This is a genomic window from Donghicola sp. XS_ASV15, assembly GCF_041224595.1.
Classification (GTDB): Bacteria; Pseudomonadota; Alphaproteobacteria; order Rhodobacterales; family Rhodobacteraceae; genus Donghicola.
This window is the reverse complement of the sequence record NZ_JBGFGN010000157.1, coordinates 199,285-225,033: the sequence shown is the minus strand read 5'-3', so window position 1 is coordinate 225,033 and position 25,749 is coordinate 199,285. Positions and strand designations below refer to the sequence as shown.

Below are 25,749 nucleotides of genomic sequence, written 5' to 3'. Positions count from 1 at the left end.
GCTCGTAAAAGGCTATTCGCACCCCAAATCCGATCTAGACGCTAGTTGAAAGGATTGGATATGTGCGGCTCTCCGTTTTCTGACGAACTCGAAACCGTGATCGTGCCTCGCGCGAGCGACATTGGCGGGTTTGAAGTTCAGCGCGCGCTGCCCTCGAAGCAGCGCCAGATGGTCGGTCCTTTCATCTTCTTCGACGAGATGGGGCCGATGGAGTTTTTGAACGGACGCAGTTTGGACGTTCTGCCCCACCCGCATATCGGTTTGGCAACAGTGACCTATTTGATGTCTGGCCGATTACATCACCGCGACAGCCTGGGGACGCGCCAATGGATCGAGCCGGGCGACGTCAATCTCATGATCGCGGGGCAGGGGATTACGCATTCGGAGCGCACGGATGGGATTGCTTTGCGCGGTCCCCAAGCACTTCATGGTATCCAGAGCTGGGTCGCTCTGCCCGAATATTTGGAGGATGCGGCACCAAGCTTTCACCATGCAGGGGGCAACGATGCTCCGATTTTGAGTGATGCCGGCGCGCAGGTCCGCGTGATTCTTGGTGACCTCTATGGTGCCAAGGCCGGGGTGCCGACCACGTCCGAGATGTTTTATGCAGAAGCGATGCTGGAAGCCGGTTCAGTGTTGCCGCTACCGGGTAACCAAGAGGATCGCGCAATCTACATACTCTCGGGCGCTGTGACGGTAGGAGCGGATCGTTTCGAAGCAGGGCGCTTGCTGGTTTTTCATCCCAAAGATGCGTTGACGGTACGGGCCGAGGAGTCTGGCGCCCGTCTCCTGCTGCTTGGGGGGGCGACCATGAACGGACCGCGTCATATTTGGTGGAACTTCGTCTCTAGTTCTCGTGAAAAGATTCAGGAAGCCAAGGCGCAGTGGCGTGCAACCGATTGGGAAAACGGGCTTTTCCATCTACCGCCAGACGACAATAATGCGTTCGTGCCCCTGCCTGTGCGCAGGGCCTGATCGGTCCGTGAACTTTTTTTGAAAAAGGTGTTTGGTTCCGCTTGACGCCACCCGCGCCACGCCATAAACACCGCCCACACGCCAACGAGGCGTCACACACAGCAGCGAGCGGTTGTAGCTCAGTTGGTTAGAGTACCGGCCTGTCACGCCGGGGGTCGCGGGTTCGAGCCCCGTCAACCGCGCCACTGCTGAATGTGAAACCTCGGGCGAAGTAGATGCGCGGTTGTAGCTCAGTTGGTTAGAGTACCGGCCTGTCACGCCGGGGGTCGCGGGTTCGAGCCCCGTCAACCGCGCCACTTCTTCCCTTAAAATCAATGAAGTGGCGCTTGAAGCGCGCAATCTACGTATTACCTATCCTGTCATGGATTGGACGATTTTCTTTATTCTTTTGGCGGCCAGTGGCGCCGCGGCTGCGACCGGTGTGCTGTTCAAGCCCGGTGCGTGGTACGTCGCGCTGCAAAAGCCATCGTTCACGCCGCCAAACTGGGCTTTCCCCGTGGTTTGGACCACTCTTTATATTCTGATGGCTTTGGCCGGGGCGCGCGCTGCGTTTGCGGGCGGCCCGCTGCTGGGGCTGGCAATGGCGCTCTGGGCGCTTCAGATCGCGCTGAACACGCTATGGACCCCAGTGTTTTTCGGAGCACATCGGATCAGGCTTGGGATGGCGATCATTTCGATCATGTGGATCACGATCGCGATCTTGACGGGCGTGCTTTGGCAGATTGACTGGCTCGCTGGGATGCTGTTCCTGCCTTATCTTGCTTGGGTCACGGTGGCGGCAGCGTTGAATGGATCTATCTGGCGCAACAATCCTGACGCGTTGCGGTCCTAGTTGGGTTGCGGCAGGGCGGCGCTCGGGATATGCCAGCGACCCGTAAGAGCAACGGAACGGGTGCGTTATGGCTGATCTCATCCCTGCATGGCGCGACGGCGTCCTGACACCTGTCGAAAAGCTAGAGGTTCACAGGCTCGGCCTGCGGCACCCAGCAATTTCCGTGTTCTTGCGTGATGGTGATCGCATTTTGATACAGCAGCGCGCTTTGTCGAAATACCACACGCCGGGCTACTGGGCGAACACATGCTGCACGCACCCCCATTGGGACGAGGCTTCCGAAGCTTGTGCCTTGCGCCGGATGGAAGAGGAGCTTGGCGTCACCGGTATCACTGTGCACTACCGAGAAGAGGTCGAATACCGTGCCGACGTAGGGCAGGGCCTGACAGAACACGAGGTTGTTCAGATTTACGTATCTGACGCACCAGTGGGCCTGACCGTCACGCCCAACCCGGACGAGGTGATGGCGGTGGAATGGGTGACATTGCGCGACTTAGCCCGCCGGATTGCAGAGCATCCTGATCAGTTCACGCCGTGGCTCAAGGTCTACATGCAGGACCACGCTGACGTGATCTTTGTCTAAAAGAGAAAAGCCAAGGCGCGGTGCCTTGGTTTTGCTGTTTTTACTTCTGCGAAAGCGCCTCGAGCACCCGCGCCCAAGAGCGCATGCCCTTGTGGAAACTCTCAACATTGTACTTTTCGTTGGGCGAGTGAATGCGGTCGTCATCCTGCGCAAAGCCGATCAGCATCGCGTCCATGCCCAGGATATCCTTGAACAGGCCCGCGATCGGGATCGATCCGCCCATGCCGACAAAAACGGCTTCGCGGTCCCATTCGTCGGACAGCGCCTGACGGGCGGCTTCGAATTCGGGGCGTTCGATGTTCATCACTGCGGCCTTGGCGCCGTCCACATCATTGTCCCACTGTACCGAAGCATCTTGGGGCAGGCGGTCTTCGACGTGTTTGCGGATCGCGGCGCGCAGGTGGTCGGGCTCCATGTCGCCCACCAGACGGCAGGTGATCTTGCAGTGCGCTTCGGACGGAATCACCGTCTTGCTGCCCTTGCCGTTGTAGCCACCCCAGAGGCCGTTGACCTCGAGCGTCGGGCGCGCCCATTGCAGTTCGAGCGTCGAGAAACCCTCTTCGCCGTGGGCTTTGGTCATGCCGACCGAGCCAAGGTAATCCTCCTCGTCAAAGCCGCAGCCCTCCCACTGGCGCTTTAGGCCTTCGGGCAGGGGGTGCACGCCTTCGTAGAAGCCATCGACAGCGACTCGCCCGGTCGAATCATGAAAAGAGGCCACAATTTGTGCAATTGCATGGAGCGGGTTCAGAGCGGTTCCGCCGTAGTGGCCGGAATGCAGATCCATTTTCGGGCCAATCAGCGTGAACTCTTCCTTCAGCATTCCGCGCAGCTGACTGGCGATAGATGGGACACCAGGGGCAACCATTGAGGTGTCGCAGATCAGAGCCAGATCGCAGCGCAGTTCGTCGGCGAATTCTTCCATGAACGGCACCAGCGACGGCGAGCCTGTTTCCTCTTCTCCTTCGAAGAAGAAGGTGATGCGGCAGGGCAGGGAGCCGTGCACAGCCTGCCACGCGCGGCAGGCCTCGACAAAGGTCATCAGCTGGCCCTTGTCATCGCTCGATCCGCGGCCACGGATCACGCGGGTGCCGTTCGCATCCTCGATCGCGGGGTCAAAAGGGTCTCTGTGCCAAAGGTTTAGCGGATCGACGGGCTGAACGTCATAATGACCATAGAACAGTACATGTGGACCGTCGCCAGGCACATGGCCGACCACCATCGGATGGCCCGGTGTGTCGCGCTTTTCTGCTGCAATGCCAAAACTCTGCAGGTCGGCGACCAGCCAGTCGGCAGCCGCTTCGCACTGGTCGGCATAGGCCGGATCGGTCGAGATTGACTGGATTCGCAGTAGCTCCATCAAGCGGTCGAGAGAGGCGTCCAGATCGGCGTCGATCCGCTCCAAAACGGGGGTGAGGGTCATCGTGAATCTCCAGAATATTACTGGAGGCGACCCTAACAGTCGGCGTCGGACTGTCCAGTCACGGTCCGGTCAAGCACGTTGATGCAGATCAAAGTCTAATACCTGCGGCACCTTGTAGCCTGTTGCCTACGCGAACAGTAACCTATATCCGTTCTAAATCGACGGGATGCCTAGGTAGGCATGTCGCATTTCGCCAAAGGCGGGGCGCGGCAACCAAACACAGGAGACACCGGTGGACTACACCCAACAGCTCGACGTAGCTCTGAACCGCCTGCATGAAGAAGGTCGCTACCGGACCTTCATCGATATCGAACGCCGCAAAGGCAATTATCCCCACGCCGTATGGCGCAAGGAGGATGGTTCGGAGCAGAACATCACTGTGTGGTGTGGCAACGATTACCTAGGCATGGGCCAACATCCTAAGGTGCTGGAAGCAATGCACGAAGCGCTGGACGCCACCGGCGCCGGTTCGGGCGGCACCCGCAACATCTCGGGCACCACTGTCTACCACAAGCGTCTTGAGGCCGAGCTGGCTGACCTGCACCAGAAAGAGGCGGCGCTGCTGTTCACCAGCGCGTACATCGCAAACGACGCGACTCTTTCGACCCTGCCCAAGCTATTCCCCGGCCTGATCATTTACTCGGACGAGCTGAACCACGCCTCGATGATCGAGGGTATTCGCCGCAACGGTGGTGCCAAGCGCGTGTTCCGTCACAACGACGTCGCGCACCTGCGCGAGCTGCTGGAAGCCGACGATCCCAACGCGCCCAAGCTGATCGCGTTTGAATCGGTCTACTCTATGGACGGCGACTTTGGCCCCATCGTTGAGCTGTGCGATCTGGCCGAAGAGTTCGGCGCACTGACATATCTGGACGAAGTGCACGCCGTTGGCATGTACGGTCCCCGCGGTGGCGGTGTTGCAGAACGCGACGGACTTTTGGATCGTCTTGATATTATTAACGGCACTCTGGGCAAAGCATTTGGCGTCCACGGTGGCTACATCGCGGCATCGGAAAAGATGTGTGATGCGATCCGTTCCTATGCGCCTGGCTTCATCTTCACCACCTCGCTGCCCCCCGTTGTGGCGGCAGGCGCTGCAGCAAGCATCGCTGTTCTGAAAGAGGATCAGTCAATCCGTGATGCACATCAGACCCAAGCCAAGATCCTGAAGGCCCGCCTGAAGGCGATGGGCTTGCCCCTGATCGACCACGACAGCCACATTGTGCCAGTGCACGTGGGCAACCCGGTCAAGTGCAAGATGCTCTCTGACATGTTACTTGAGCAGTACGGGATCTACGTGCAGCCTATCAACTTCCCCACCGTTCCGCGTGGGACCGAAAGGCTGCGATTCACCCCGTCTCCGGTGCATGGCCCCAAGGAAATGGACGCTTTGGTCCGGGCAATGGACGATCTCTGGTCTCATTGTGCGCTGAATCGTGCCGAATTAAGCGCTTAATCAAGTCCTGCGCTGAATTCTCCTACGCAGTGTGGTAACTTTGCCCTAATAACAGATCACGGCGAATCAAAAGTGTGTTTGCCGTGTCGGAATCAGGTAAGTAGGGCAGTAAATTTGGGTATGCGTTTCAAATCCCAGTCGAGTGATGCGCAGGATGAATCTTCGGACCCCAAGGGGTTCGACGACTTTGAGCTGCGGCTTGGGGATGTGCTGCGTGGCGAACGCGCGACGATCGGGAAGTCCCTTCTCGACGTGCAACGAGAGCTGCGCATCAAAGCTTCTTACATTGCTGCCATCGAAAACTGCGATCCAAGCGTTTTCGATACCCCCGGTTTTATTGCAGGATACGTGCGCTCCTACGCCCGCTATTTGGGGTTGGAGCCTGATGTTGTATTCGCGGCCTTTTGTAAGGAAAGCGGCTTCTCGACGGCGCATGGCATGGCACCCGAAGCATCGTCGCGCAAGCGTGACGGGATCCCCGCGCCGCGCGCGCGCCGCATGAATGCCGATCCGCTACTTGAGTCCGGTACGCCCTTTGTCCCTGGCAAAGAGAGCATCTTTGCAGGGATAGAGCCCGGCGCCATTGGGTCATCGATCGCGCTACTGGCTGTGATCGGTATGCTCGGATTTGGCGGCTGGAGCGTGTTTACCGAAATTCAGCGGGTTCAACTGGCTCCGGTCGAGCATACGCCGATGCTGGTCAGTGACCTTGATCCGCTGAGCGAACAGGGTGACGAAGAGGGCGAGATTGTCGCTGACGCGGCCGGTATCTTTAACCCACCCGCCGAAGCTCTGGATCGTCTTTATCGTCCCGAAGCGTTGGATGTGCCAGTTTTGGTGCCCCGTGATGCGCCGATTGCGTCACTTGATCCACGCTCGGTTGGCGTGTTCGCACAGCCTGAACTGCCACAGATTGCAGAAGTCGTTGAACAGCCTACTGACGATATGTTTGCCGAATTGCCCATGACGCCAGTCGGTGCCCCGCAGCCACAGGTTGTCGCGGACGCGCCGCCCCGTTTGGCCGTGGTCGCGGTTCGCCCTGCTTGGGTACGTGTGCGCGCCGCCGATGGCTCGGTTATTTTTGAGGGCATTATGAACGGCGGTGACAGCTACGAAGTGCCCCAAACCGAAGAGGCGCCCACCATCCGTGTTGGCGAATCCGGCGCGGTCTACTTTGACATCAATGGCACGCATTTTGGCCCTGCCGGTGATCGGGGCGTGGTAACCAAAAATCTCGCGCTCGATAGCGAGAGCCTGTCGCAGACTTATTCCGTCGCCTCGCTCGACAATGATCAGGATCTGGCCAAAGTCGTCGCCGAACTGGCGCTGGCGGATACACCAGCGCCTCAGCAAACCACCGCTGACTGATAAACTTGTTCTGATCTGGGGCAGGGGATGATTGCACCCCAGCCCTATCAGCCCTATTTGTTGCACGACTTCTGATTAACCCGGAGTGCGTGCCCATGTCCCTGAACCACGTCCGCCCTTGGCGGAACATTTACCGCCGCAAGAGCCGCCAGATCATGGTGGGCAACGTTCCGGTGGGCGGGGACGCTCCGATCTCGGTTCAGACCATGACCAACACGGTCACGACCGATATCAAAGGCACCATCGCGCAGGTTCAGGCGGCCGCAGAGGCTGGCGCTGACATCGTTCGTATCTCTGTTCCGGACCGCGACAGCTCGATCGCGTTGAAAGAGATCGTTAAGGAAAGCCCGGTTCCGATCGTGGCTGATATCCATTTCCACTACAAACGCGGGATCGAGGCGGCCGAGGCGGGTGCAGCGTGTTTGCGGATCAACCCCGGTAATATTGGCGACGAGACCCGTGTCAAAGAGGTGATCAAAGCAGCGCGCGACCACAATTGTTCAATTCGCATCGGCGTGAACGCGGGCTCTTTGGAAAAGCACTTGCTCGAGAAATACGGCGAGCCGTGCCCCGAAGCGATGGTCGAAAGCGGGCTAGAGCATATTCGGATTCTGCAGGACAACGACTTCCACGAGTTCAAGATCAGCGTCAAAGCCAGCGATGTTTTTCTCGCTGCGGCGGCCTACCAAGGGATTGCCGAAGCCACGGACGCACCGATCCACCTTGGCATCACCGAGGCAGGGGGTCTGACCTCTGGCACAATCAAGTCCGCGATTGGACTGGGCAATCTGCTGTGGATGGGGATTGGCGACACCATTCGGGTCAGCTTGTCGGCCGACCCCGTCGAAGAGGTGAAGGTTGGCTATGAAATCCTCAAATCGCTGGGTTTGCGCCATCGCGGCGTCAACATCATCAGCTGCCCCAGCTGCGCGCGTCAGGGCTTTGACGTGATCAAAACGGTCGAGGCTTTGGAGCAGCGGCTCGAACACATCAAAACGCCCATGAGCCTGTCGATTATCGGCTGTGTGGTCAATGGCCCCGGCGAGGCGCTGATGACCGATGTCGGCTTTACCGGTGGCGGAGCAGGCAGCGGGATGGTTTATCTGGCGGGCCAGCAAAGCCACAAAATGTCGAATGACAAGATGATCGACCACATCGTGGAGCAGGTCGAAAAGCGCGCGGCAGAGATCGACGCCGAAATGGCGGATGCTGCCGAGTAAGGCTTTCGGATAGAACGGATCTAAGGGTGCAGCGATGCGCCCTTTTTCATTTAGAGAGGTATTTCTGGATGACGATCGGGGGCACGGGGCCTTTGACCATGATGCCGTCGATGAGCAGGAAAGGCGGGGCGTCCAACTCTAACGCCTCTGCAAGCGCGGTCCGGTCCGTCATTAGTTTCGCGGCGCGCGCGCCTATTGCGGCTTCGTCCCAATCTGTCTCAGACTGCCCTGTCAAAGCTGCCCAAAGGGCCTCTGTGCCATAAAGTTGGCCAATCGCGGCGGCCCTGTCGTTGGCAGGCCAGAATTTGATAACAATCTGAGGGGGTGTGGCGGTGCCCGCCAGATCGCGCAGGACCCGCGCCATCTCTGCCGACGTATCCCCGGCTCCGAGAAACGCGGTCACGACTGGTGCGCCAGCTGGTCCAATTACCACGTCCCCATCTTGGGGTGCGATTTGCTCGCGTAGGTAAGACAGACGACGCTTGTCCTCTGCGATGTGAAAGGACATGGGGTCAGGTCGCGCAGGCGATAGGGCTTGCTCAATCAATTCGGGTTCATCAAGCAGCAGCGCACGGAGTTCCTGACCAAGGGCCTCGCGCTCGGTCGGGGTCAGATCCCCGAAATCGAGCGCGCAGGCAGGGCTGGCCGCAGCCAGCAAGGCAGCGGCCCAACGGATCATTGTGCGCGGATGTCGTCTGCGATCGCCTGCATCTGTGCCAGTGGGACGTACCCCCGCAACATGGTATCATCCATGACAAATGTCGGCGTACCGCTGATTTGTAGCGCGTTCGCCAATTCGCGGTTTGCCTGCAGGATCTGGTTGATCTCGGGCGCGTCCATGCCAGCGATCACCGCATCTGGATCGACACCAAGCCCCTCGGCCAGGCGGCGCAGGGCAGGCTCGGCGTAGCTGCCCTTGTAGGTGATCAGAGCGTCATGCGCTTCTTTGTAGGCATCGTCTCCCGCGACCGCCTGTACAGCCAGCGCAAACCGAGACGAGATCACACTCTCTTCGCCAAGGATTGGAAACTCTTTGACGATGAATTTGATGTTCCCATCGGACTCCAGCAGCTGCTCGACCTCGGCAGAGGCTTTGCGGCAGTAGCCGCAGCGATAATCCAGAAATTCAACCAGGGTGATGTCACCCTCTGGGTTGCCGCCAACCCATGAATGCCCATCGGCAAAGATTGCGTCACTGTATGTCTCAACCAGCGTACGGTCGGTGTTCGCGGCGTCTGCGGCTTGGCGCTGTTCTAGGGCGGCGACGGCTTCCATAATGACTTCGGGGTTGTCCAGAAGGTAGGCGCGGACTTCGTCACGGAACGCCGCGCGCTCGGCGTCAGTCATGCTGGTCAGATCGGTTTCTGCGGTCGCGGCAGAACCTGCAACGGTCAGGGCCAAGGCGCTGGCGGTGACGAGAGTTCGGATCATGTGGCGTCCTTTCATTTCGGCGCGGCTTTTGCAGCAGTCAGCACATCCTGCGCCCTTTGCCAAGGGGCGGATCCGCGCGGCAGCAGACCTTCGGCCCGTTTGGCGTGGAGTGCAGCGTCATTTAGCCGACCGCGCAATGCATAGCGTTCGGCAGTCACCAGTGAGGCCATTCCGTTCTGTCCCGCGCGGGCATAGGCCATGCCCAGATCACGCAGAACGCCTGCGCTATATCGGTCGATCCGGCGGGCTTTCTCCAGTGCGGCGAGGGCTCGCTTGTTGCTGTCGGCGGTGTCAAGCGCCAGCAAGGACCGCCCGTAGCCGCCTAAAATCAGGGGATCATTCGGGGCCAGTTTGACTGCGCGGCCATAGGCATTTGTCGCGGGGCTGAAGTTACGGCTCTCTAGCAGAATTTGGCCACGGAGCTCGTGGACAAAGGGGTCTTGGGGGCGGGCGGAGGCCAGTTTGTCGATTGTGGCAATCGCCTTTCTTGCGTTCGGTTGGCGGTGATAGGCGACCGCCTCGCGCATCAGGCGGATATCTGCGGTCACGCTGGATTTCGCGCGGCGCAGGGTCCAACTGGGGGCTCGGGTGAACGCAGTCAGTTTGCCCTGAGCGCGCGCAAACCAGTAGTTCGCGGTCGTCGCATCGGGCCAAGCACGATCTCCGTACGCTGCGGCGAACCCTTGCAAGGCGCGGAAACGGTCTTGGGTCAAAGGGTGCGTGCGTGTGTAGGGATCTTGGCGAGAGACGCTCAGCGCCTCTTGTCCGCGAAAGATGTCGACGACCTCGACAGCGCCTACTGGATTGATGCCCGCGCTGACCATGTAACGAACCCCAGCTTGGTCTGCGCTGGCCTCTTCGGCGCGGGTGTGGGCAAAGAGAACTCTTTGCGCACTAGATTGCGTCCCAAGGGCAAGTCCGGTGGCGGCGCGTCCTTCTCCGCCAGCAGCGGCTGCGGCAGCCAAAGCCAGACCAATGCCTGCTGCAGTGCGGGCAGTGCGCATGTTGGTGAGACGTCGGGCCATGTGACCGTTCGCGATATGTGCGGCCTCGTGCGCGATGACAGATTGCAGCTGGCTGGCGTTTTCAAGCCGAGACAGAAGCCCTGCGTGGATGAAAATATGTTCCGCATCGACGACAAAGGCGTTCAAACTGGATTCGTTCACAACCAGAACTTTCACGCGATTGGCGCCAAGGCCCGCGGCATTCAGGATCGGCGCAGCAATCGTGTTTAGCGCATGTTCGATGTCGGGATCGCGCAACAGGCCAACGGCACGGGCCGGAAGGCTGGCAATCAGAGACAGGCACAGGGCAGTTGCCAGCACGCGGGCGGCTTGGCGCATTGACGATCCTTTCCTCGCCTGAAATGACATTGGCAACACCCTAGTGAGGACCCCATGCGAAATTCAACCCGCAGCGATGTCGATCCCTTTATCGTGATGGATGTGATGGAGGCCGCGCGCCGTGCCGAAGAGGCCGGACGCCACATCATTCACATGGAGGTCGGTCAACCCAGTACCGCCGCGCCGACTGGTGCGCGCCACGCCTTGGCGACGGCGATGGAGAACGGCTCGCTGGGGTATACGGTTGCCTTGGGCATTCCTGAATTGCGGGCACGGATCGCGCAGCTTTATGGCGATTGGTATGACGTTGAACTGGACCCGTCGCGGGTCGTGGTGACTTCGGGCTCTTCGGGGGCATTTTTGCTGGCGTTCACCGCGCTGTTCGACGCAGGGGACAAGGTTGGCATCGGCGCGCCGGGCTATCCCAGCTATCGACAGATCCTGAAGGCAATGAGCGTCGAGCCTGTGATGCTCGAAACGGCGGCCGAGAACCGCTATCAGCCGGTGCCATCGGATTTCGTGGGCAAAGGGTTGGACGGTCTGATGGTCGCATCGCCCGCGAACCCCTCGGGTACTATGTTGGGCAAGGATGCTTTGGGCGCACTCATTGATGCCGCGCAGGCCGAGAATACCGCCTTTATCAGCGATGAGATTTACCATGGTATCGAGTACGAGGCCAAAGCGGTCACGGCGCTGCAGCATTCCGAAGACGTCTATGTGATCAACAGCTTTTCCAAGTATTTCAGCATGACTGGTTGGCGCGTGGGTTGGATGGTTGTTCCGCCCGAGCACGTGCGCCGGATTGAACGTCTGGCCCAGAACATGTTCATCTGCGCCCCCCATGCCAGCCAGATCGCCGCCCTTGGGGCGCTGGATTGCAAAGAGGAGTTGGACGCGAACCTGCAGGTCTATACGCGCAATCGCCAGCTGATGATCGAGGGCCTGCCCAAAGCAGGTTTCGACCGCATCGCGCCGCCCGATGGGGCATTTTACGTCTACGCGGACGTCAGCCACATTACCAGCGACAGCCGCGCCTTCTGCGCCGAAATCTTGGAAAAAGCGGGCGTTGCGGTGACCCCCGGCCTCGATTTCGATCCTGATCGCGGGGCAGGGACGCTGCGGTTTTCTTACGCGCGCTCGACTGAGGATATCGAAGAGGGCCTGCGCCGCCTGACCGAATTCATGGCAAACCGATAGCGGATTTGTGCCATCTTTAGGCGGGCTTACACACTCTCCTTCATGATAACTTTGCGAAGGCCCCCAGACCGTGTATCTATTTGCGAAAAGACGGTCAGAGGCCGAGCAGATGATTTTTCGCATTGTTACAGGTTTGGTGGTGGCGCTGTGTCTTGCTGGTGCTGCGCTCGCTCAGGATTTCACGGGGCGGGCCCGTATTCTACCGGATGAAACCCGTGCTGCTGACACAGAGCGCGGGGTGACGCTGACCCTTGGGATGACCCAAGGGGTTCCGTATCGCGTGTTCACGCTGGACGACCCCGCACGCCTGATCGCAGACTTTCGCGAAGTCGATTGGACCGGGCTAGACCCCGCGCTGTTTACCCAAACAACCGCCGTATCGGACGCGCGCTTTGGTCAGTATCGACCCGGCTGGACACGCATGATCCTCGATCTTGACGGGCCTCTGGCGCTGGCGTCGTCTGATCTGCGGATCGATACCGAGACCGGGCAGGCCAAGCTGAACCTGACGCTTGAACGTACCTCTCATCAGGACTTCGCCGCGCGGTCCGTCGCGCCTGCCGATCCCGACTGGGGGATGCCCTTGGTCGCGGATGTTGATCCGGCCCGCATGCGCCAATCCGGCAGTGGTAAGCTGGTGGTTGTCATTGACCCAGGCCACGGCGGCGTAGACCCGGGCGCGCAGCGCGGCGGTTATGATGAGAAAGAGTTGATGCTGCGCTTTGCTATGGAACTGCGCGATACGCTGGTTCGGACGGGCGAGGTCGATGTCTACCTGACCCGAGAGGCCGATGAATTTGTCCCCTTGGAAACCCGCGTCACAATCGCCCACGAGGCCCGCGCGGATCTTTTCCTATCGCTGCACGCGGATGCCTTGGACGGCGGCGGTGCGCGGGGGGCCACCATTTATACTCTGGCCGAAGAAGCCTCGGACAAGGCCTCGCAGAAACTTGCAGAGCGGCATAACAGGGCGGACTTGCTGGCGGGGGTAGACCTGACGGGGCAGGACGATGTCGTCGCTCATGTGCTAATGGACTTGGCGCGGACGGACACGATGCCACGCGCGAAACGTGCGGCAAACCAATTGCTGGAGGCGCTCAAAGAGAATGGCAATCCGCTGCATTCGCGCCCACTGCGCGGGGCGGGGTTCTCGGTCCTCAAGGCTGCGGATATCCCGTCCGTTCTGCTTGAAGTCGGCTTCCTGTCTTCGGATCGGGATCGCGCCAACATCACCAATCCAGAATGGCGAGCGCGTACCGCTACGGCGATTACGGCGGCAATTCTAGAGTGGGCGATTGCAGACGCCGCAGAAGGGCAATTGATCCGGCAATAGCCCGCCTTTCCATTTATCTCGACCCATTGTGTTTTGACCCCACAAGGCCCTGCCTATAAGAGGGGGCACGTTTGACACGAGGGCCAGCCAGTGGTGCGATTCATATTATCCTTCTTCGGGGCGATCTTTAGCGCCATCACCTTGGGCATTTTCATGGTTGCTCTGGGCATTGGTGGTGTGTTCTGGATGTACGGACGCGACCTGCCGAGCCACGAGGCTCTGTCACAGTACGAACCGCCGACCATCAGCCGGATTTATTCCGCCGAAGGGCGCATCATTGATGAATTCGCCAAAGAGCGGCGTTTGTTCGTCCCTGCTGAAGAAATCCCCGATCTGGTCAAAGCGGCCTTTATCTCGGCCGAGGACAAGAACTTCTATCAGCACTCGGGCTACGACCTGATGGGCATCGCCTCGGCGGCACGGGACGCGGTGGTGTCGCGCGGCCGCAATGTGCGCGGCGCGTCGACCATCACACAGCAGGTCATGAAGAACTTCCTTCTGTCCGGCGACCGTCAGGCCGAGCGCAAGATCAAGGAATTGATCCTTGCCACGCGTATTGAGCAGACGCTGGAAAAGGACGAGATCCTAGAGCTGTACCTGAACGAAATTTACCTTGGCGCGAATTCGTATGGTGTGGCGGCTGCCGCGCAGACCTACTTCAACAAAACGCTGGGTGAACTGACCCCGGGCGAAGCGGCATATCTGGCATCATTGCCCAAGAAACCGGCCAAACTGCATCCTGTCCGTGACTACGAAGAAGCTGTGGATCGCCGCAACTACGTGCTGCGCGAGATGGAAGAGAACGGATACATCACCGCCGAGATGCGCGATGCCGAACAGGCGCTGCCGCTCAAATCCGTGCAGAATGGCGACTACGAAGACTTCCGCGTTGCTCTGCCCTACCGCGATTACTTCACTGACGAAATTCGCCGCCAGCTAAGCGACGATTTCGGAGAGGGTGAATTTTTTACCGGCGGTCTATCGGTGCGCGCCACCGTCGATCCCGATTTGCAAGCTGTTGCAGGCGAATCCCTGCGCCGCGGCCTTGAAAAATATGACCGCGGTCTCGGTATCTGGCGCGGCACAGGCAAGAAGATCGACCCAGCCGAACTAGAGACCGAAGAACAGTGGCGCGAAGCCCTGTCGAACGTTGATGTTCCCCGCGACATCTTCCTTGAAGCGCAGTGGTATCCCGCCGTTGTTCTGCGCGTTGGCGATAGCTCGGCCCGCATCGGGATCGAAGGCGTCGAAGAGGACGAAGATGGCCACTGGATCCCGTCCGAAGACGTGCAGTGGGCTCGCAAGCGCCTGGAGAATGGGAAACTCGCGAATAAGGCCCGCGTGGCTGGTGATCTGGTCGAGGTTGGCGACGTCGTGCTCGTACGGCGCATGACCAAGGACGAAGATGGCAGCTTTATCCGCTGGACCTTGCGACAGACCCCCGAAGTGCAGGGCGGTCTGATGGCCATGGACGTGGAAAACGGCCGCGTTCTGGCAATGCAGGGGGGCTTCTCCTATCAGGATTCGGTGTTCAATCGCGTGACGCAGGCGCAGCGCCAGCCGGGGTCTAGCTTCAAACCCTTTGTCTATGCTTCGGCTCTGGATAGCGGCTATTCGCCCGCGACCATCGTGATCGACGCCCCGATCGAGGTGGACACCCCCCAAGGTTTGTGGCGCCCCAAAAACTCGTCGAACAAATACTATGGCCCGACCCCGTTGCGGACCGGCATCGAACAGTCGCGGAACCTGATGACCGTGCGTCTGGCCCAAGAAGTCGGCATGGACACCATTGCGCGCTACGCCGAACGCTTTGGCGTTTATGACAACATGGGCCGCTTCCTAGCGAACTCTCTGGGCTCCGAAGAGACGACACTGTACAAGATGGTCGCGGCTTATGCGATGTTCGCGAACGGCGGCGAGCGGGTGCAGCCCACTCTGGTGGACCGCGTTCAGGACCGCTATGGCCGCACCATCTATCGCCACGAAGAGCGCGTTTGCACCGATTGTGCAGATCCCTCCATCCCCAATGGGATCGGGCCGCGCATCACCTCGAATCGTGAACAGGTGATGGACCCCATCACAGCCTATCAGCTGACCTCGATGATGCAGGGCGTTGTGCAACGCGGTACTGCGGCCAGCACTGTGAAGCTGCCTGTCCCCACCGCCGGTAAAACCGGCACCACCAACGACGCTAAGGACGTGTGGTTCGTCGGCTTTACCTCAAACATTGTGGCGGGCTGCTACATGGGCTTTGACAGCCCGCGTCCCATGGGTCGTGGCGCCTATGGTGGCACACTGTGTGGTCCGGTCTTTACCGAGCTGATGCGGGCTGCGACCAAGAAGTACGGTGGTGGTCCGTTTGATGTGCCGCCAGGCGGTCACTTTATCAAGATCGACCGTTTCACCGGTGCACGATTGGCAGATGATGCGAGCGGCGAATACGTGGTCGCTGAATACTTCCGCGATGGCGAAGAGCCGATGTTTGGCGTCACCTTTGACGGTGGTTTTGCCGTCGGCTCCAACTTGCCGCTTTTTGAACGTGGTGAATCTGACGATGCGCCCAAGCAGGTCACGACCTCGGGCGGGGGAACGGCTGTCGTCGGGCCCAAGGCCGATTTTGGGACGCTCAGCGCGGGCGGCCTCTACTGACCTTGCTCATATAGCGATGCTGCGGTATCACCGCTGCCTGACAGGGCTGCCGCCCCGCGCGGCCCCTTTGACCCTTTCAAACCCATAGGACGAAGATGCGCGCAGAAGCACAGAACACCGTGGCCGAGATCGAAAAATCGCTGGAGCTGTTGCGCCAGCGGCTGAACTGGGACACCGCGCAGCACCGGCTCGAGGAATTCAACGCCCGTGTCGAGGACCCGACCCTGTGGGACGATCCCGAGGCCGCGCAAAAGCTGATGCGCGACCGCCAGACCTTGATCGATTCCATGGATGTCTACACCGGCATCAAGCAGGATCTTCAGGACAACATCGACATGATCGAGCTTGGCGAGATGGAAGAGGATGAGGAGGTCGTCAAAGACGCCGAAGCTGCTCTGAAGGATCTCGCCCAAACCGCTGCGCAAAAAGAGTTGGAAGCTCTGCTGAATGGCGAGGCGGACGGCAACGACACCTTCCTCGAGATCAACTCGGGTGCGGGTGGTACAGAAAGCTGTGACTGGGCCTCGATCCTGTCGCGCATGTACGTCCGCTGGGCCGAAAAGAAAGGCTACAAGGTCGAATTGCAGTCCATGAGCCCCGGCGAAGAAGCGGGGATCAAATCGGCAGTCTACAAGATCAGCGGCCACAACGCCTATGGCTGGCTTAAGACCGAGAGTGGTGTGCACCGTTTGGTGCGGATTTCGCCCTATGACTCGGCGGCGCGCCGTCACACTTCGTTCAGCTCGGTCTGGGTCTACCCCGTGGTCGACGACAACATCGAGATCGAGGTGAACCCGAGCGAAATCCGCATCGACACCTACCGTTCGTCCGGCGCGGGCGGTCAGCACGTCAACACCACAGACTCGGCTGTACGGATTACGCACATCCCCACCGGCATCGTTGTGACCTCTTCGGAGAAGTCGCAGCACCAGAACCGCGATATCGCCATGAAGGCCCTAAAATCGCGTCTGTATCAGATGGAGTTGGATCGCCGGAACGCGGACATCAACGCCGCCCACGAAGCCAAGGGCGATGCGGGCTGGGGTAACCAGATCCGGTCCTACGTTCTGCAGCCCTACCAGATGGTCAAGGACCTGCGGACGGGGTTCGAAACCTCGGACACCTCGGGCGTATTGGACGGGGATCTGGACGGGTTGATGGCGGCGACGCTGGCCATGGATGTCAGCGGCAAATCCCGCGCCGAAGCGACCTTCGAAGAATAAATGATACCGCGGCCAAAGCGCCGCGGTTTTTCTTTGGCCGCTGATAAGCTGTATCGAAATTACATCTTCGCCGCATCGCCAATGGCCGATAGGCTCCCTTCCGGAGGAAGAGGGGAGACCATGAATGGATGCCATTGAGCAGGGCAGCAAGCTCGGCGCGCCCGAGTTGGCGCAAGCAACGATCGCTGACGTCTTTCTGGCGCTACGGCGCGGGGTCGGGGACTTTCGCCGCTCGCCGGTGTTCGGGCTGATCTTTGCAGGCGTCTATGTGGCCGTGGGATGGCTGATGTGGGCGATCACCGCGATCACGGGGCAGACCTACTGGCTGGTGCTGGCGGTGATCAGCTTCCCTTTGGTCGGGAGCTTTGCCGCCGTGGGCCTGTACGAGACATCACGCTGGCTGGAGTTCGGGCTGGCCATGGACTGGCACCGCATCTTTGGCGCGGTCAAAGGGCAGGGGAGCCGCCAGTTGCCGTGGCTCAGCGCGGTGGTCGTGATCATCTTTTTGTTCTGGTTCTTCATCGCGCACATGATCTTTGCCCTTTTTATGGGGCTCTCGACGATGACCAATGTCTCGACATCTTATGATGTCTACCTGACGACCAACGGCCTGACAATGCTGGCGGTCGGAACGGCGATAGGTGCGGTCTTTGCACTGCTGATTTTCGCGATCACAGTTGTGGGTCTGCCGATGGTCGTGGACCGCGATATCGATTTCGTGACGGCAATGATCAGCAGTTTCGAGGTCGTCACCGAGGCGCCGGTCCCGATGTTGGTCTGGGCCGGAATCGTGGCAGTGCTGACCTTTGTCGCAATGCTGCCAGGCTTCTTGGGGCTGTTTATCGTGCTGCCCATTTTGGGACACGCGACTTGGCACCTCTATCGCATTTTGATCGAGAACGCCTGATACGCTGACCCCTGATGCGTTGGACTATAGAAAAAGGCACCGCAAGTCGCGGTGCCTTTCTGTCTCGTCCTAGAGATCGTCCCGAAGGGGCAATCCGGAAAATGCCGGATTAGCTTTTGCTTTCAGGGCCAGTGATGCGCTTGGCGCCAGCGGTCGAAAGGGGATCGTCCTGGCGCTGGACCGAACCTTCGAAGTGCGCGCCGCTCTCGATCGCGATGGTCTTGTGAATGATGTCACCCTCGACGCGCGCCGAAGAGGTCAGGCGGACCTTCAGGCCGCGCACGCGACCCACGATGCGGCCGTTCACCACGACGTCGTCTGCCACGACCTCGCCTTTGATGGTGGCGGTTTCGCCAATGGTCAGCAGGTGCGCGCGGATATCGCCATCGACAGTGCCTTCGACCTGAACATCGCCTGTGGTGCGGATGTTACCTTCGACGTGCAGATCAGACGACAGAACCGATGCGGGGGGCTTTGCCTTGGTCGCCGCGGGTGCTTTGAAGTCAGTCTTTTCCACGGGTGCCGTTGCCGGAGCCGGTGCCGGAGCTTCGGAGGCCTTGGGGCCAGGTTCGTTGATCTTGCTTTTAGAAAACATCATTAGCAGCCTTGATATATACCATCGGGTTGACGGGTTTGCCCCCGACACGCACCTCGTAATGCAGGTGCACGCCGGTCACGCGTCCTGATGCTCCCATATCACCGATACGGTCACCACGCGAGACCCTTTGGCCCTTGGTCACGTTAAGTTTGGACAAGTGGGCATACCTTGTCTCGATACCAAATTCATGCTGGATTTTAACCAAACGACCATAACCCGAAGACCAGCCAGCATGGATTACTACGCCATCGGCCGTCGCGTAAAGCGGCGTTCCGGTGGATGCTGCAAAATCTACACCTGCGTGCATCCGGCGTCCGCCTGTTTTCGGGTCGCGGCGATAGCCATAGGGGCTGGTAAAGCGGAATGCTGATTTAACAGGCGATGCAAAGGGCGCTTTCTCAGCGGCCATACGGTACATGTTCAGCATGTCCATCTGCTCTAGCAGGCGGTTCGCGCGGTCAATCTCGTGGCTGTGCTCTTCTTCGGGGCCAAAGGTCAGGGGCATCAGCGGTCCGCCCTGGCCAGAGTAGCGGCTGCGAATCTGTCCAATGATCTGGTCGGGGTCCATCCCAGCGTTGCGGAACATCTTGTTCAGGGGCTCGACAGAGACGGTCATAGCCTCTTCGAGTTGGCGGAACACGCGGTCGTTCTGATCGCGCAACAACTTGAGCTGCATGGCGATCTCGTCTGCCTCGCGCAGCGCTTTGCGGGCTTCTGCTGCTTTGGAGTCGCGTTCTGCTGCGGTCTCGGACAGAGCAACGCTTAGCGCATCGACAGCTCCGTTTATCTCTGCGCCCATCGGCAACACGTTGATCGCGCCTTCTTCACCCTTCAGCGCAGCCTCAAGCGTGCCAGCGCGTTCGGTCGCCGCGTCGCGCGCCGTCATGGCGCGGCGCAGGGTATCCTGCACAACGGTCAGACCGGTCTCTAATTCGCGGCGGCGGTCTTCGGATGCCAGAAGCTGTGTCTGCATCACCGAAATCTGCTGAAGCGCCAGATTGAAGCGATCCTGCGCGTCCGAGGCTTCTTCGGCACGCATGTCGCGCTCCAGCGCGAGACGGTTCAAGCGCTCTTCGTAGTTCTCTTGTTCTCGCTGGACTTGGGCGCGGACGTTGCCAGATCCGATGCTGTCCATCAGCAGGATCGACGTCGATATCGCGGCCCATGCCATGATCACCGCCAACCCGCCAAGCGCGGTGATCTGGGTGAGCGGTGTCAGGCGGATAAAACGGGTTTCGGTGTCTGAACGCAAAAATACGCGGCGTTCCGGAAACACATTGCCGAAGCGTGTTTCGATAAAGCGGTTAACGCGGCTTCTCACTGGTTAGGTCCCCTAGGTCGTGTTTTTGACGCCGGCACACGAAAGGGCGCAACAACGGCGTATGTAGGGGATAAACCGCACCGTGTTTTCGGCGCAACCCTTTTGAAAATTCGCGCTCCGGGCGTGCGCCACATCCCGCCATTTCGGCGAGAACCTGCCGATCCGCGCGTGGCTGTTTCCCCTGTGGGAACTATTCGTCCGTGACAGAGCCAGTTTCTGTCAGGGGCCAGTAAAAGTCGGGGGGAATCCCTGCTTCGGCCCGCTTTTCTTCGTTGAAGGGAGGCTTGAGGGCTCCGTGAAAATAGCGGCGCACCAGATCATGGAACACATCCTTGGGGTCCAGATTTTCACGTCCGCACATAAAGTGGAACCACTTGGAGCCAAAGGCCACGTGCCCGACTTCTTCGGAATAGATAACTTCTAGCGCGGCGACGGCGTCATCGGCTTTGGCCTTGCGAAAGATCTCGATCATGCCGGGGGTCACGTCCAGCCCGCGGGCCTCCAGCACCATGGGGACCACGGCAAGACGGCCCATGAAATCCTCGGCGGTATCTTCGGCGGCCTTCCACATGCCCGCGTGGGCAGGCAGGTCGCCATAAAAGCTACCCAATGCCTCGAGGCAATCGCAGATCAGGTTGAAGTGCTTTGATTCTTCGGCGGCAGATTTCACCCAGTCATCGTAAAAGCCGATGGGCATGGGGATATGCCCGAACCGTGCGATAATGTCCCAGTGCAGGTCGACCGCGTTCAGTTCGATATGGGCGACGGCGTGCAGCAATGCGATGCGCCCCTGAGGGCTGCCGGGGCGGCGGCGGGGCACATCACGGGGGTCCAGAAGCTCTGGCTTGGCCGGACGGGATGGGCGCAGCGGAGGATTGGCGGTGCCCACAGGAATGGGCGTGCCTGCCTTGCGCGCGGCGAACCACGCTTCCGCGTGCCGCTTCGAGATTTCGGTTTTCTCGCGTCCTTCACCGCAGGTCAGAACCTCGGTGGCCATTTCTGCCAGAGTTTGGGTCACAGCGCCTTCACGGCCTCCAGTACGTCTTCGGCATGTCCGGCGACTTTGACTTTGGGCCAGATGCGGGCGATGTTGCCCGACGCGTCGATCAGCACAGTGGTGCGCTCGATGCCCATGTATTTGCGGCCGTACATGTTCTTTTCTTTCCAGACGCCATAGCGTTCGCAAACATCGCTGTTTTCGTCCGACAAAAGCGCCACTTTCAGGCCGTGCTTGTCGCGGAACTTGTCGTGCTTGGCAACGGTGTCTTTGGAAATGCCCAGAACTACCGCGTTTTCCGCGCCAAAGGCATCGGCATGTTCGGTAAAGGCGATCGCCTCTTTAGTGCAGCCAGGAGTGTCGTCCTTGGGATAGAAATACAGAACCACGGCCTGACCCGACAGGCTGTCCAGCGACACTTCTCCGCCGCCATCACGGGGCAGTGTGAATTCGGGGGCTTTCGCGCCAACTTCAATCATGGGCATATACCTTGCAATGAGTGTTTACGGGCAGTCTAGGGCCGCATGACCGAAAAGAAAGAGAACGAGGCACCTGAAAAGGCAGAAAACCCCATCGATCCGCCGCGCAAGCGTCGGAAGTTGTGGGCTTTTGTCGTTGCGGTGTTGTTGCTGACGGTTTTGTTGCCGGTGGGCGGCGCATTCTACCTGCTTGATCGTCCTGTGCGTGTACCGGACTGGGCCGAGGTGCGGATTGAACAAGCTTTGGCGGGTCAGGGCACAGGCGCGCGCGTTCAATTGGGCGAAATTTACCTGACCATGGGCACGGGGCTACGTCCGTGGGTCGAGTTACGGAACACTCGGATCACCCAGCCAGATGGCGCTGCGCTCGCGCGTGTCAGCAACATGCGCGTGAACCTGTCTGCGCGTAGTCTGGCAAAAGGGACGCTGGCTGCAGAACATATCGCGATCAGTGGCTTGCTGATTGACTTAAAGCGCGCGGCGGACGGCACGTTCGAGTTGTCCTTTGGCAGATCAGAGGTGCCAGTCGAGCAGTCCATGGATTTCCCAAGGCTGATCTCAGTGATGGACACTGCATTCGAGACGCCGGAACTGAGTGCGCTCAGGACTGTAGAGCTTGATAACATCAGCCTGCGCTACGTGGATCTGCGGGCTGAGCGGTCTTGGACCGTGGATGGTGGGCGCTTTTCGGTCGAGCGCAGCGGCGAGGATTTGCACGCAGCGTCAACGATGACTTTGCTGACCGGCGGGGCAACCGCGGCAACCGTCGAAGCCAGCTACTGGCGCACGATCGGAGAATTGTCCGCAGATTTCGGGCTGACCGTGACCGATCTGCTGGCGCAGGACATTGCGACCCAAGCCCCTGCGCTTAGTTTCTTTGGCGCGCTGGATGCGCCGCTTTCAGGATCTCTGCGCGGGCAGATGGATGAGGCTGGCGCGCTCAGTAACTTGAGCGCTTCGCTTTCGGTTGGCGCAGGAGCGCTGCGACCGAATGCGGATGCGCGACCAGTGGCTTTTAATGGCGCGCGCACCTATTTCAATTACGAGCCAGCGGCGGGTCTGCTGCTTTTTGACGAAGTTTCGGTCGACAGCGACGGGATCAGCGGCCGCGCCGAAGGCAGTGCCCGTCTGATCACTGAAGACGGCAACCCCTGGCCCAAGGCGATGATTGCGCAGATTCGTCTGTCAGATTTGAACGCGGCGCCGATTGGCGTTTTGACCAAGCCGCTCGACATTCAAGAGGCAACGGCCAGCTTCCGTCTTGCGCTCGATGATTTTGCGTTGGACTTGGGGCAACTGACGGTCGAAGTGCCCGAAGGGCGTGCCAACGTGTCTGGGCGTGTCGAAGCTGCTGTGGGCGGTTGGGCCATGAGTCTCTTGGCCGAAGTCGATGAGATCGCACCCAAAGACGTGGTATCCTATTGGCCCGAAAGCAAAGCCGCCAAGGTCCGTCAGTGGTTGGCGAACAACATCACCGCGGGCACCTTGCGCGACATCCAGTTCCATCTCGCGGCTGAACCCGGTCAGAAGCCCAAGCACCAGTTGGACTTTGCGTTCGAGGGGGCGTCCGTTCAGTATTTGCGGACCATGCCGATGATTCAGTCCGCCTCTGGGATTGCGGCGCTGGACAACACGCGCTTTGCGATCGTCTTGAACCAAGGCGAGGTCCGCCCGAAGCAGGGTGGCGTGATCGACATCTCTGGATCGCGCTACGAAATCCCGCGCTTCGGCAAACCGCCCGAAGACGCGCGGGTCGACCTAAAGGGCGAGGGCACCGTCACTGCTTTTATGAGTTTGTTGGACAGCGAGCCCTTGCTTGTGCCGACCAAAGCGAACCTGCCGATCACGCTTGCTGACGGACGCGCCAAAATCATCGGTAGCCTGCAGATTCCGTTCAAGCCGAAGCTTGGCCCTAGTGATGTTGCCTATGATTTTGATGCCGATCTTTCGCAGGTCCGGACCGACACCCTCGTCCCAGGCCGCACAATCGCGGCAGAAAAGCTGAAGCTGCACGCCGACCCATCTGGTGTCAAAATCTCTGGCAAGGGGCGCTTTGACGCTCTGCCACTTGACGGCACGTTCCTCGCACCGAAGAATGGAACGCCCACGGTGAATGCGGAGATTGGGCTTAGCAAACAAGCGCTGGACGCGTTGAAGATTGATCTTGGCGCTGTCGCGGTGTCGGGGCGCGGGGCGGGTACGCTGAAACTGTCTTTGCCCAAGAATGCGCCGATAGACTTTAGCCTGACCAGTGCCTTGGCCGGTGTCGGCGTTGGACTAGATTCGTTGGGTTGGGCCAAAGCGCAAAGCGCGACGGGCGATCTGACAATCGCAGGTCAATTGAACCCGCTGAAAATCGGCACGTTAGAATTCGCTGCACCGGGACTTTCATTGGAGGGGGCCTTGCAAACCACTGCCGAAGGAAAGGTCACTGACGTCCGCCTCGCACGGCTTCGGGCATCAGACTGGCTTGATGCAGCGGTGTCACTCGGGCTGCGCGAAAATGCAGCGCCGCTGATCTCGGTGTCCGGCGGGACAGTCGACGTTTCCAAAATCCCCGGTAGCGGATCAGGAAGCGGCGAGGGCGGGCCAATCCGGCTGTCAGACATGACGGTCCGGATCACGAACGGAATAGCGTTGCAGCAGTTCAATGGGGACTTTGACACCGCTGGCGGCTTCCGTGGAAATTTCACTGCCAAGGTCAACGGCGGCGCGCCTGTAGAGGGTTTGATCGCACCAAGTCGAGGGCGAAGCGCGATTCGCGTCACCAGTGAAGATGGTGGCGACGTGATGCGCGATGCGGGCATTCTGAAGCAGGCCAATGGCGGCGAGATGGTGCTGACGCTCACGCCCGCGCGGACCGAGGGGCAGTACGATGGTGTGCTCGCAATCACAAATACGCGTCTTTATGACGCCCCGGCGGTCACGGATTTGCTGAATGCCGTCAGCGTCGTTGGTCTCTTGGATCAAATGGCCAATGGCGGCATTTATTTCTCTAATGTCGATGCGAAGTTTCGGCTAACGCCAGAGCAGTTCATTCTGTTAGAGGGCAGCGCTGTTGGGCCTTCGATGGGCCTATCCCTAGACGGGACGATTGGTTTGAAATCGAACCGTCTTGATTTGCAGGGAGTCTTGTCCCCTGTTTATATGCTGAATGGCATTGGTGGCATTTTTACGCGCCAAGGCGAAGGACTCTTTGGCTTTAACTTTACGCTCGCGGGGACTACCTCTGCGCCGGATGTTGGGGTCAATCCGCTGTCGGTTCTGACCCCCGGCATGTTCAGAGAAATCTTCCGCCGTCCTCCGCCAAAGGTAAGCCAGTGAAACTAAGCGACTTCGATTTTGATCTTCCTGAAAGCCTGATCGCGACCCGCCCTGCCAAGCCACGCAGTGCCTCTCGGTTGTTGGTGTCGCGTCCTGATGGGCTGTCGGACCTGCACGTCTACGACCTGCCGGATCTGCTAGAGGCAGGGGATCGTCTGGTACTGAACGACACGCGCGTAATTCCGGCGCGTCTGTTTGGCCAGCGCTGGCGGGATAGCGCCCAAGGCCGCGTGAGCGCCAAGATCGAAGTGACTCTGCTAGAGCCGCGCCCCAACGGGCAGTGGGCTGCGCTGGTCAAACCTCTGCGCAAACTCGGCGAAGGCGAATGGGTCGAGTTTTCGGCGGGCCTCAAGGCGCAGTTGGTTGCCCGCGAAGAAGGGCAGGCGGTATTGGAGTTCAATCTGACGGGCGATGATTTTGATGCCGCGCTGGCAGAGGCGGGCGCAATGCCGTTGCCCCCCTACATCGCTGCCAAACGCGCCGCCGACAGCCAGGACAAAGAGGATTACCAGACCGTTTGGGCCCGCAACACCGGAGCGGTGGCGGCCCCGACAGCGAGCCTTCACTTTGATCAGCCGCTCTTGAAAAAGCTGGCGGAAATGGGTGTCGGCTTCACCTACGTCACGCTCCATGTCGGGGCAGGGACGTTCTTGCCGGTCAAGGTGGACGATGTCACCACCCACAAGATGCACTCGGAATGGGGGGAGGTCAGCGAAGCTGCCGCTGCCGAAATTGCCCAGACCAAAGCGAACGGTGGTCGCGTGATCCCTGTCGGCACAACTGCCCTGCGCCTGATCGAGACAGCCGCACGTGACACGGGTGCGATCCGGCCTTGGGCGGGTGACACGGATATCTTTATCTATCCCGGGTTCGATTTCCGCGTGGCCGACGCCCTGATGACCAACTTCCACCTGCCGAAATCCACGCTGATGATGCTGGTTTCTGCGCTTGTCGGTCGCGACCGGATCATGGCCGCATATGGCCATGCAATTTCGCAAGAATACCGTTTCTTTTCCTATGGGGATGCATCTCTGTTGATTCCCTAAGCTTTGTGCGAGTACCCAATTTCTGTGAGGTTCGGGTGCCATAAGTC

General features: G+C 59.6%; 21 protein-coding genes and 2 tRNA genes. 15 read left to right on the top strand and 8 right to left on the bottom strand.

Going from position 1 to position 25,749, the window contains the following annotated elements:
• Positions 1 to 60 precede the first annotated feature (60 nt).
• The 5 genes from AB9K37_RS15505 (at position 61) to idi (ending at position 2,390) form a co-directional block, all read left to right on the top strand.
• Positions 61 to 975 carry a pirin family protein gene (locus tag AB9K37_RS15505; protein WP_369840513.1) on the top strand — a complete coding sequence of 305 codons (915 nt, stop codon included), beginning with the start codon at positions 61 to 63 and terminating at the stop codon, positions 973 to 975.
• 108 nt (positions 976 to 1,083) lie between these two features.
• A tRNA-Asp gene (locus tag AB9K37_RS15500) sits at positions 1,084 to 1,160 on the top strand.
• Between the two features lie 34 nt (positions 1,161 to 1,194).
• A tRNA-Asp gene (locus tag AB9K37_RS15495) sits at positions 1,195 to 1,271 on the top strand.
• 65 nt (positions 1,272 to 1,336) lie between these two features.
• Positions 1,337 to 1,807 (top strand): TspO/MBR family protein, encoded by a 471-nt coding sequence (locus AB9K37_RS15490; RefSeq protein WP_369840665.1) that lies wholly within the window; start codon positions 1,337 to 1,339, stop codon positions 1,805 to 1,807.
• A 67-nt stretch (positions 1,808 to 1,874) separates the two neighbouring features.
• Positions 1,875 to 2,390 (top strand): isopentenyl-diphosphate Delta-isomerase, encoded by a 516-nt coding sequence (gene idi / locus AB9K37_RS15485; protein WP_369840511.1) that lies wholly within the window; start codon positions 1,875 to 1,877, stop codon positions 2,388 to 2,390.
• 40 nt (positions 2,391 to 2,430) lie between these two features.
• Here idi and AB9K37_RS15480 read toward each other — a convergent pair whose 3' ends face one another.
• The gene (locus AB9K37_RS15480) at positions 2,431 to 3,810 is read right to left on the bottom strand and encodes a dipeptidase (protein WP_369840509.1); all 1,380 of its coding nucleotides are present in this window, start codon (positions 3,808 to 3,810) and stop codon (positions 2,431 to 2,433) included.
• 232 nt (positions 3,811 to 4,042) lie between these two features.
• On the opposite strand from AB9K37_RS15480, the gene hemA reads away from it, so the two are divergent.
• The 3 genes from hemA to ispG all read left to right on the top strand — a co-directional run bounded on the left by hemA (position 4,043) and on the right by ispG (position 7,854).
• Complete coding sequence (hemA, locus tag AB9K37_RS15475) at positions 4,043 to 5,266, top strand: 5-aminolevulinate synthase (RefSeq protein ID WP_369840507.1); 1,224 nt, start codon at positions 4,043 to 4,045, stop codon at positions 5,264 to 5,266.
• 120 nt (positions 5,267 to 5,386) lie between these two features.
• Positions 5,387 to 6,634: a helix-turn-helix domain-containing protein gene (locus AB9K37_RS15470; RefSeq protein ID WP_369840505.1), complete on the top strand. Its 1,248-nt coding sequence runs from the start codon at positions 5,387 to 5,389 to the stop codon at positions 6,632 to 6,634.
• Positions 6,635 to 6,729: 95 nt separating this feature from the next.
• Positions 6,730 to 7,854 (top strand): flavodoxin-dependent (E)-4-hydroxy-3-methylbut-2-enyl-diphosphate synthase, encoded by a 1,125-nt coding sequence (gene ispG / locus AB9K37_RS15465; protein ID WP_072707108.1) that lies wholly within the window; start codon positions 6,730 to 6,732, stop codon positions 7,852 to 7,854.
• A gap of 46 nt (positions 7,855 to 7,900) precedes the next feature.
• On the opposite strand, the gene AB9K37_RS15460 is transcribed toward ispG, so the two are convergent.
• The 3 genes from AB9K37_RS15460 to AB9K37_RS15450 are packed head-to-tail and all read right to left on the bottom strand — an operon-like array spanning position 7,901 to position 10,628.
• On the bottom strand, positions 7,901 to 8,533 hold the full coding sequence (locus AB9K37_RS15460) for a hypothetical protein (RefSeq protein WP_369840503.1): 633 nt from the start codon (positions 8,531 to 8,533) through the stop codon (positions 7,901 to 7,903).
• Positions 8,530 to 9,285 carry a DsbA family protein gene (locus AB9K37_RS15455; protein ID WP_369840501.1) on the bottom strand — a complete coding sequence of 252 codons (756 nt, stop codon included), beginning with the start codon at positions 9,283 to 9,285 and terminating at the stop codon, positions 8,530 to 8,532. Before AB9K37_RS15455 ends, AB9K37_RS15460 begins: the two co-directional genes overlap by 4 nt.
• A gap of 11 nt (positions 9,286 to 9,296) precedes the next feature.
• Entirely contained in the window at positions 9,297 to 10,628 is a 1,332-nt protein-coding gene (locus tag AB9K37_RS15450; RefSeq protein WP_369840499.1) for a M48 family metalloprotease, read from the bottom strand.
• A gap of 54 nt (positions 10,629 to 10,682) precedes the next feature.
• Between AB9K37_RS15450 and AB9K37_RS15445 the strand changes: the two genes are divergently transcribed.
• From AB9K37_RS15445 to AB9K37_RS15425, 5 genes are all read left to right on the top strand, one after another.
• Positions 10,683 to 11,825, top strand: coding sequence for a pyridoxal phosphate-dependent aminotransferase (locus AB9K37_RS15445; RefSeq protein WP_369840498.1), 1,143 nt, complete (start codon positions 10,683 to 10,685; stop codon positions 11,823 to 11,825).
• A gap of 109 nt (positions 11,826 to 11,934) precedes the next feature.
• Positions 11,935 to 13,158 carry an N-acetylmuramoyl-L-alanine amidase gene (locus AB9K37_RS15440; protein WP_369840496.1) on the top strand — a complete coding sequence of 408 codons (1,224 nt, stop codon included), beginning with the start codon at positions 11,935 to 11,937 and terminating at the stop codon, positions 13,156 to 13,158.
• A gap of 90 nt (positions 13,159 to 13,248) precedes the next feature.
• Positions 13,249 to 15,807, top strand: a complete 2,559-nt coding sequence (locus tag AB9K37_RS15435; protein ID WP_369840494.1) for a penicillin-binding protein 1A — start codon at positions 13,249 to 13,251, stop codon at positions 15,805 to 15,807.
• 95 nt (positions 15,808 to 15,902) lie between these two features.
• Positions 15,903 to 17,030: a peptide chain release factor 2 gene (gene prfB, locus AB9K37_RS15430; protein WP_369840492.1), complete on the top strand. Its 1,128-nt coding sequence runs from the start codon at positions 15,903 to 15,905 to the stop codon at positions 17,028 to 17,030.
• Between the two features lie 124 nt (positions 17,031 to 17,154).
• Positions 17,155 to 17,937: a DUF2189 domain-containing protein gene (locus AB9K37_RS15425; protein ID WP_369840490.1), complete on the top strand. Its 783-nt coding sequence runs from the start codon at positions 17,155 to 17,157 to the stop codon at positions 17,935 to 17,937.
• 109 nt (positions 17,938 to 18,046) lie between these two features.
• On the opposite strand, the gene AB9K37_RS15420 is transcribed toward AB9K37_RS15425, so the two are convergent.
• From AB9K37_RS15420 to bcp, 4 genes are all read right to left on the bottom strand, one after another.
• The gene (locus tag AB9K37_RS15420) at positions 18,047 to 18,532 is read right to left on the bottom strand and encodes a polymer-forming cytoskeletal protein (RefSeq protein ID WP_369840488.1); all 486 of its coding nucleotides are present in this window, start codon (positions 18,530 to 18,532) and stop codon (positions 18,047 to 18,049) included.
• Positions 18,522 to 19,856 (bottom strand): DUF5930 domain-containing protein, encoded by a 1,335-nt coding sequence (locus AB9K37_RS15415; RefSeq protein WP_369840486.1) that lies wholly within the window; start codon positions 19,854 to 19,856, stop codon positions 18,522 to 18,524. Before AB9K37_RS15415 ends, AB9K37_RS15420 begins: the two co-directional genes overlap by 11 nt.
• A gap of 190 nt (positions 19,857 to 20,046) precedes the next feature.
• Positions 20,047 to 20,853, bottom strand: a complete 807-nt coding sequence (locus AB9K37_RS15410; protein WP_369840663.1) for a ferritin-like domain-containing protein — start codon at positions 20,851 to 20,853, stop codon at positions 20,047 to 20,049.
• Between the two features lie 17 nt (positions 20,854 to 20,870).
• On the bottom strand, positions 20,871 to 21,332 hold the full coding sequence (gene bcp / locus AB9K37_RS15405; protein WP_369840484.1) for a thioredoxin-dependent thiol peroxidase: 462 nt from the start codon (positions 21,330 to 21,332) through the stop codon (positions 20,871 to 20,873).
• 45 nt (positions 21,333 to 21,377) lie between these two features.
• Between bcp and AB9K37_RS15400 the strand changes: the two genes are divergently transcribed.
• Together AB9K37_RS15400 and queA are read left to right on the top strand one after the other, a co-directional pair.
• On the top strand, positions 21,378 to 24,656 hold the full coding sequence (locus AB9K37_RS15400; RefSeq protein WP_369840482.1) for a DUF3971 domain-containing protein: 3,279 nt from the start codon (positions 21,378 to 21,380) through the stop codon (positions 24,654 to 24,656).
• On the top strand, positions 24,653 to 25,702 hold the full coding sequence (gene queA / locus AB9K37_RS15395) for a tRNA preQ1(34) S-adenosylmethionine ribosyltransferase-isomerase QueA (RefSeq protein ID WP_369840480.1): 1,050 nt from the start codon (positions 24,653 to 24,655) through the stop codon (positions 25,700 to 25,702). The genes AB9K37_RS15400 and queA overlap by 4 nt, the downstream gene beginning before the upstream one ends.
• Positions 25,703 to 25,749 lie beyond the last annotated feature (47 nt).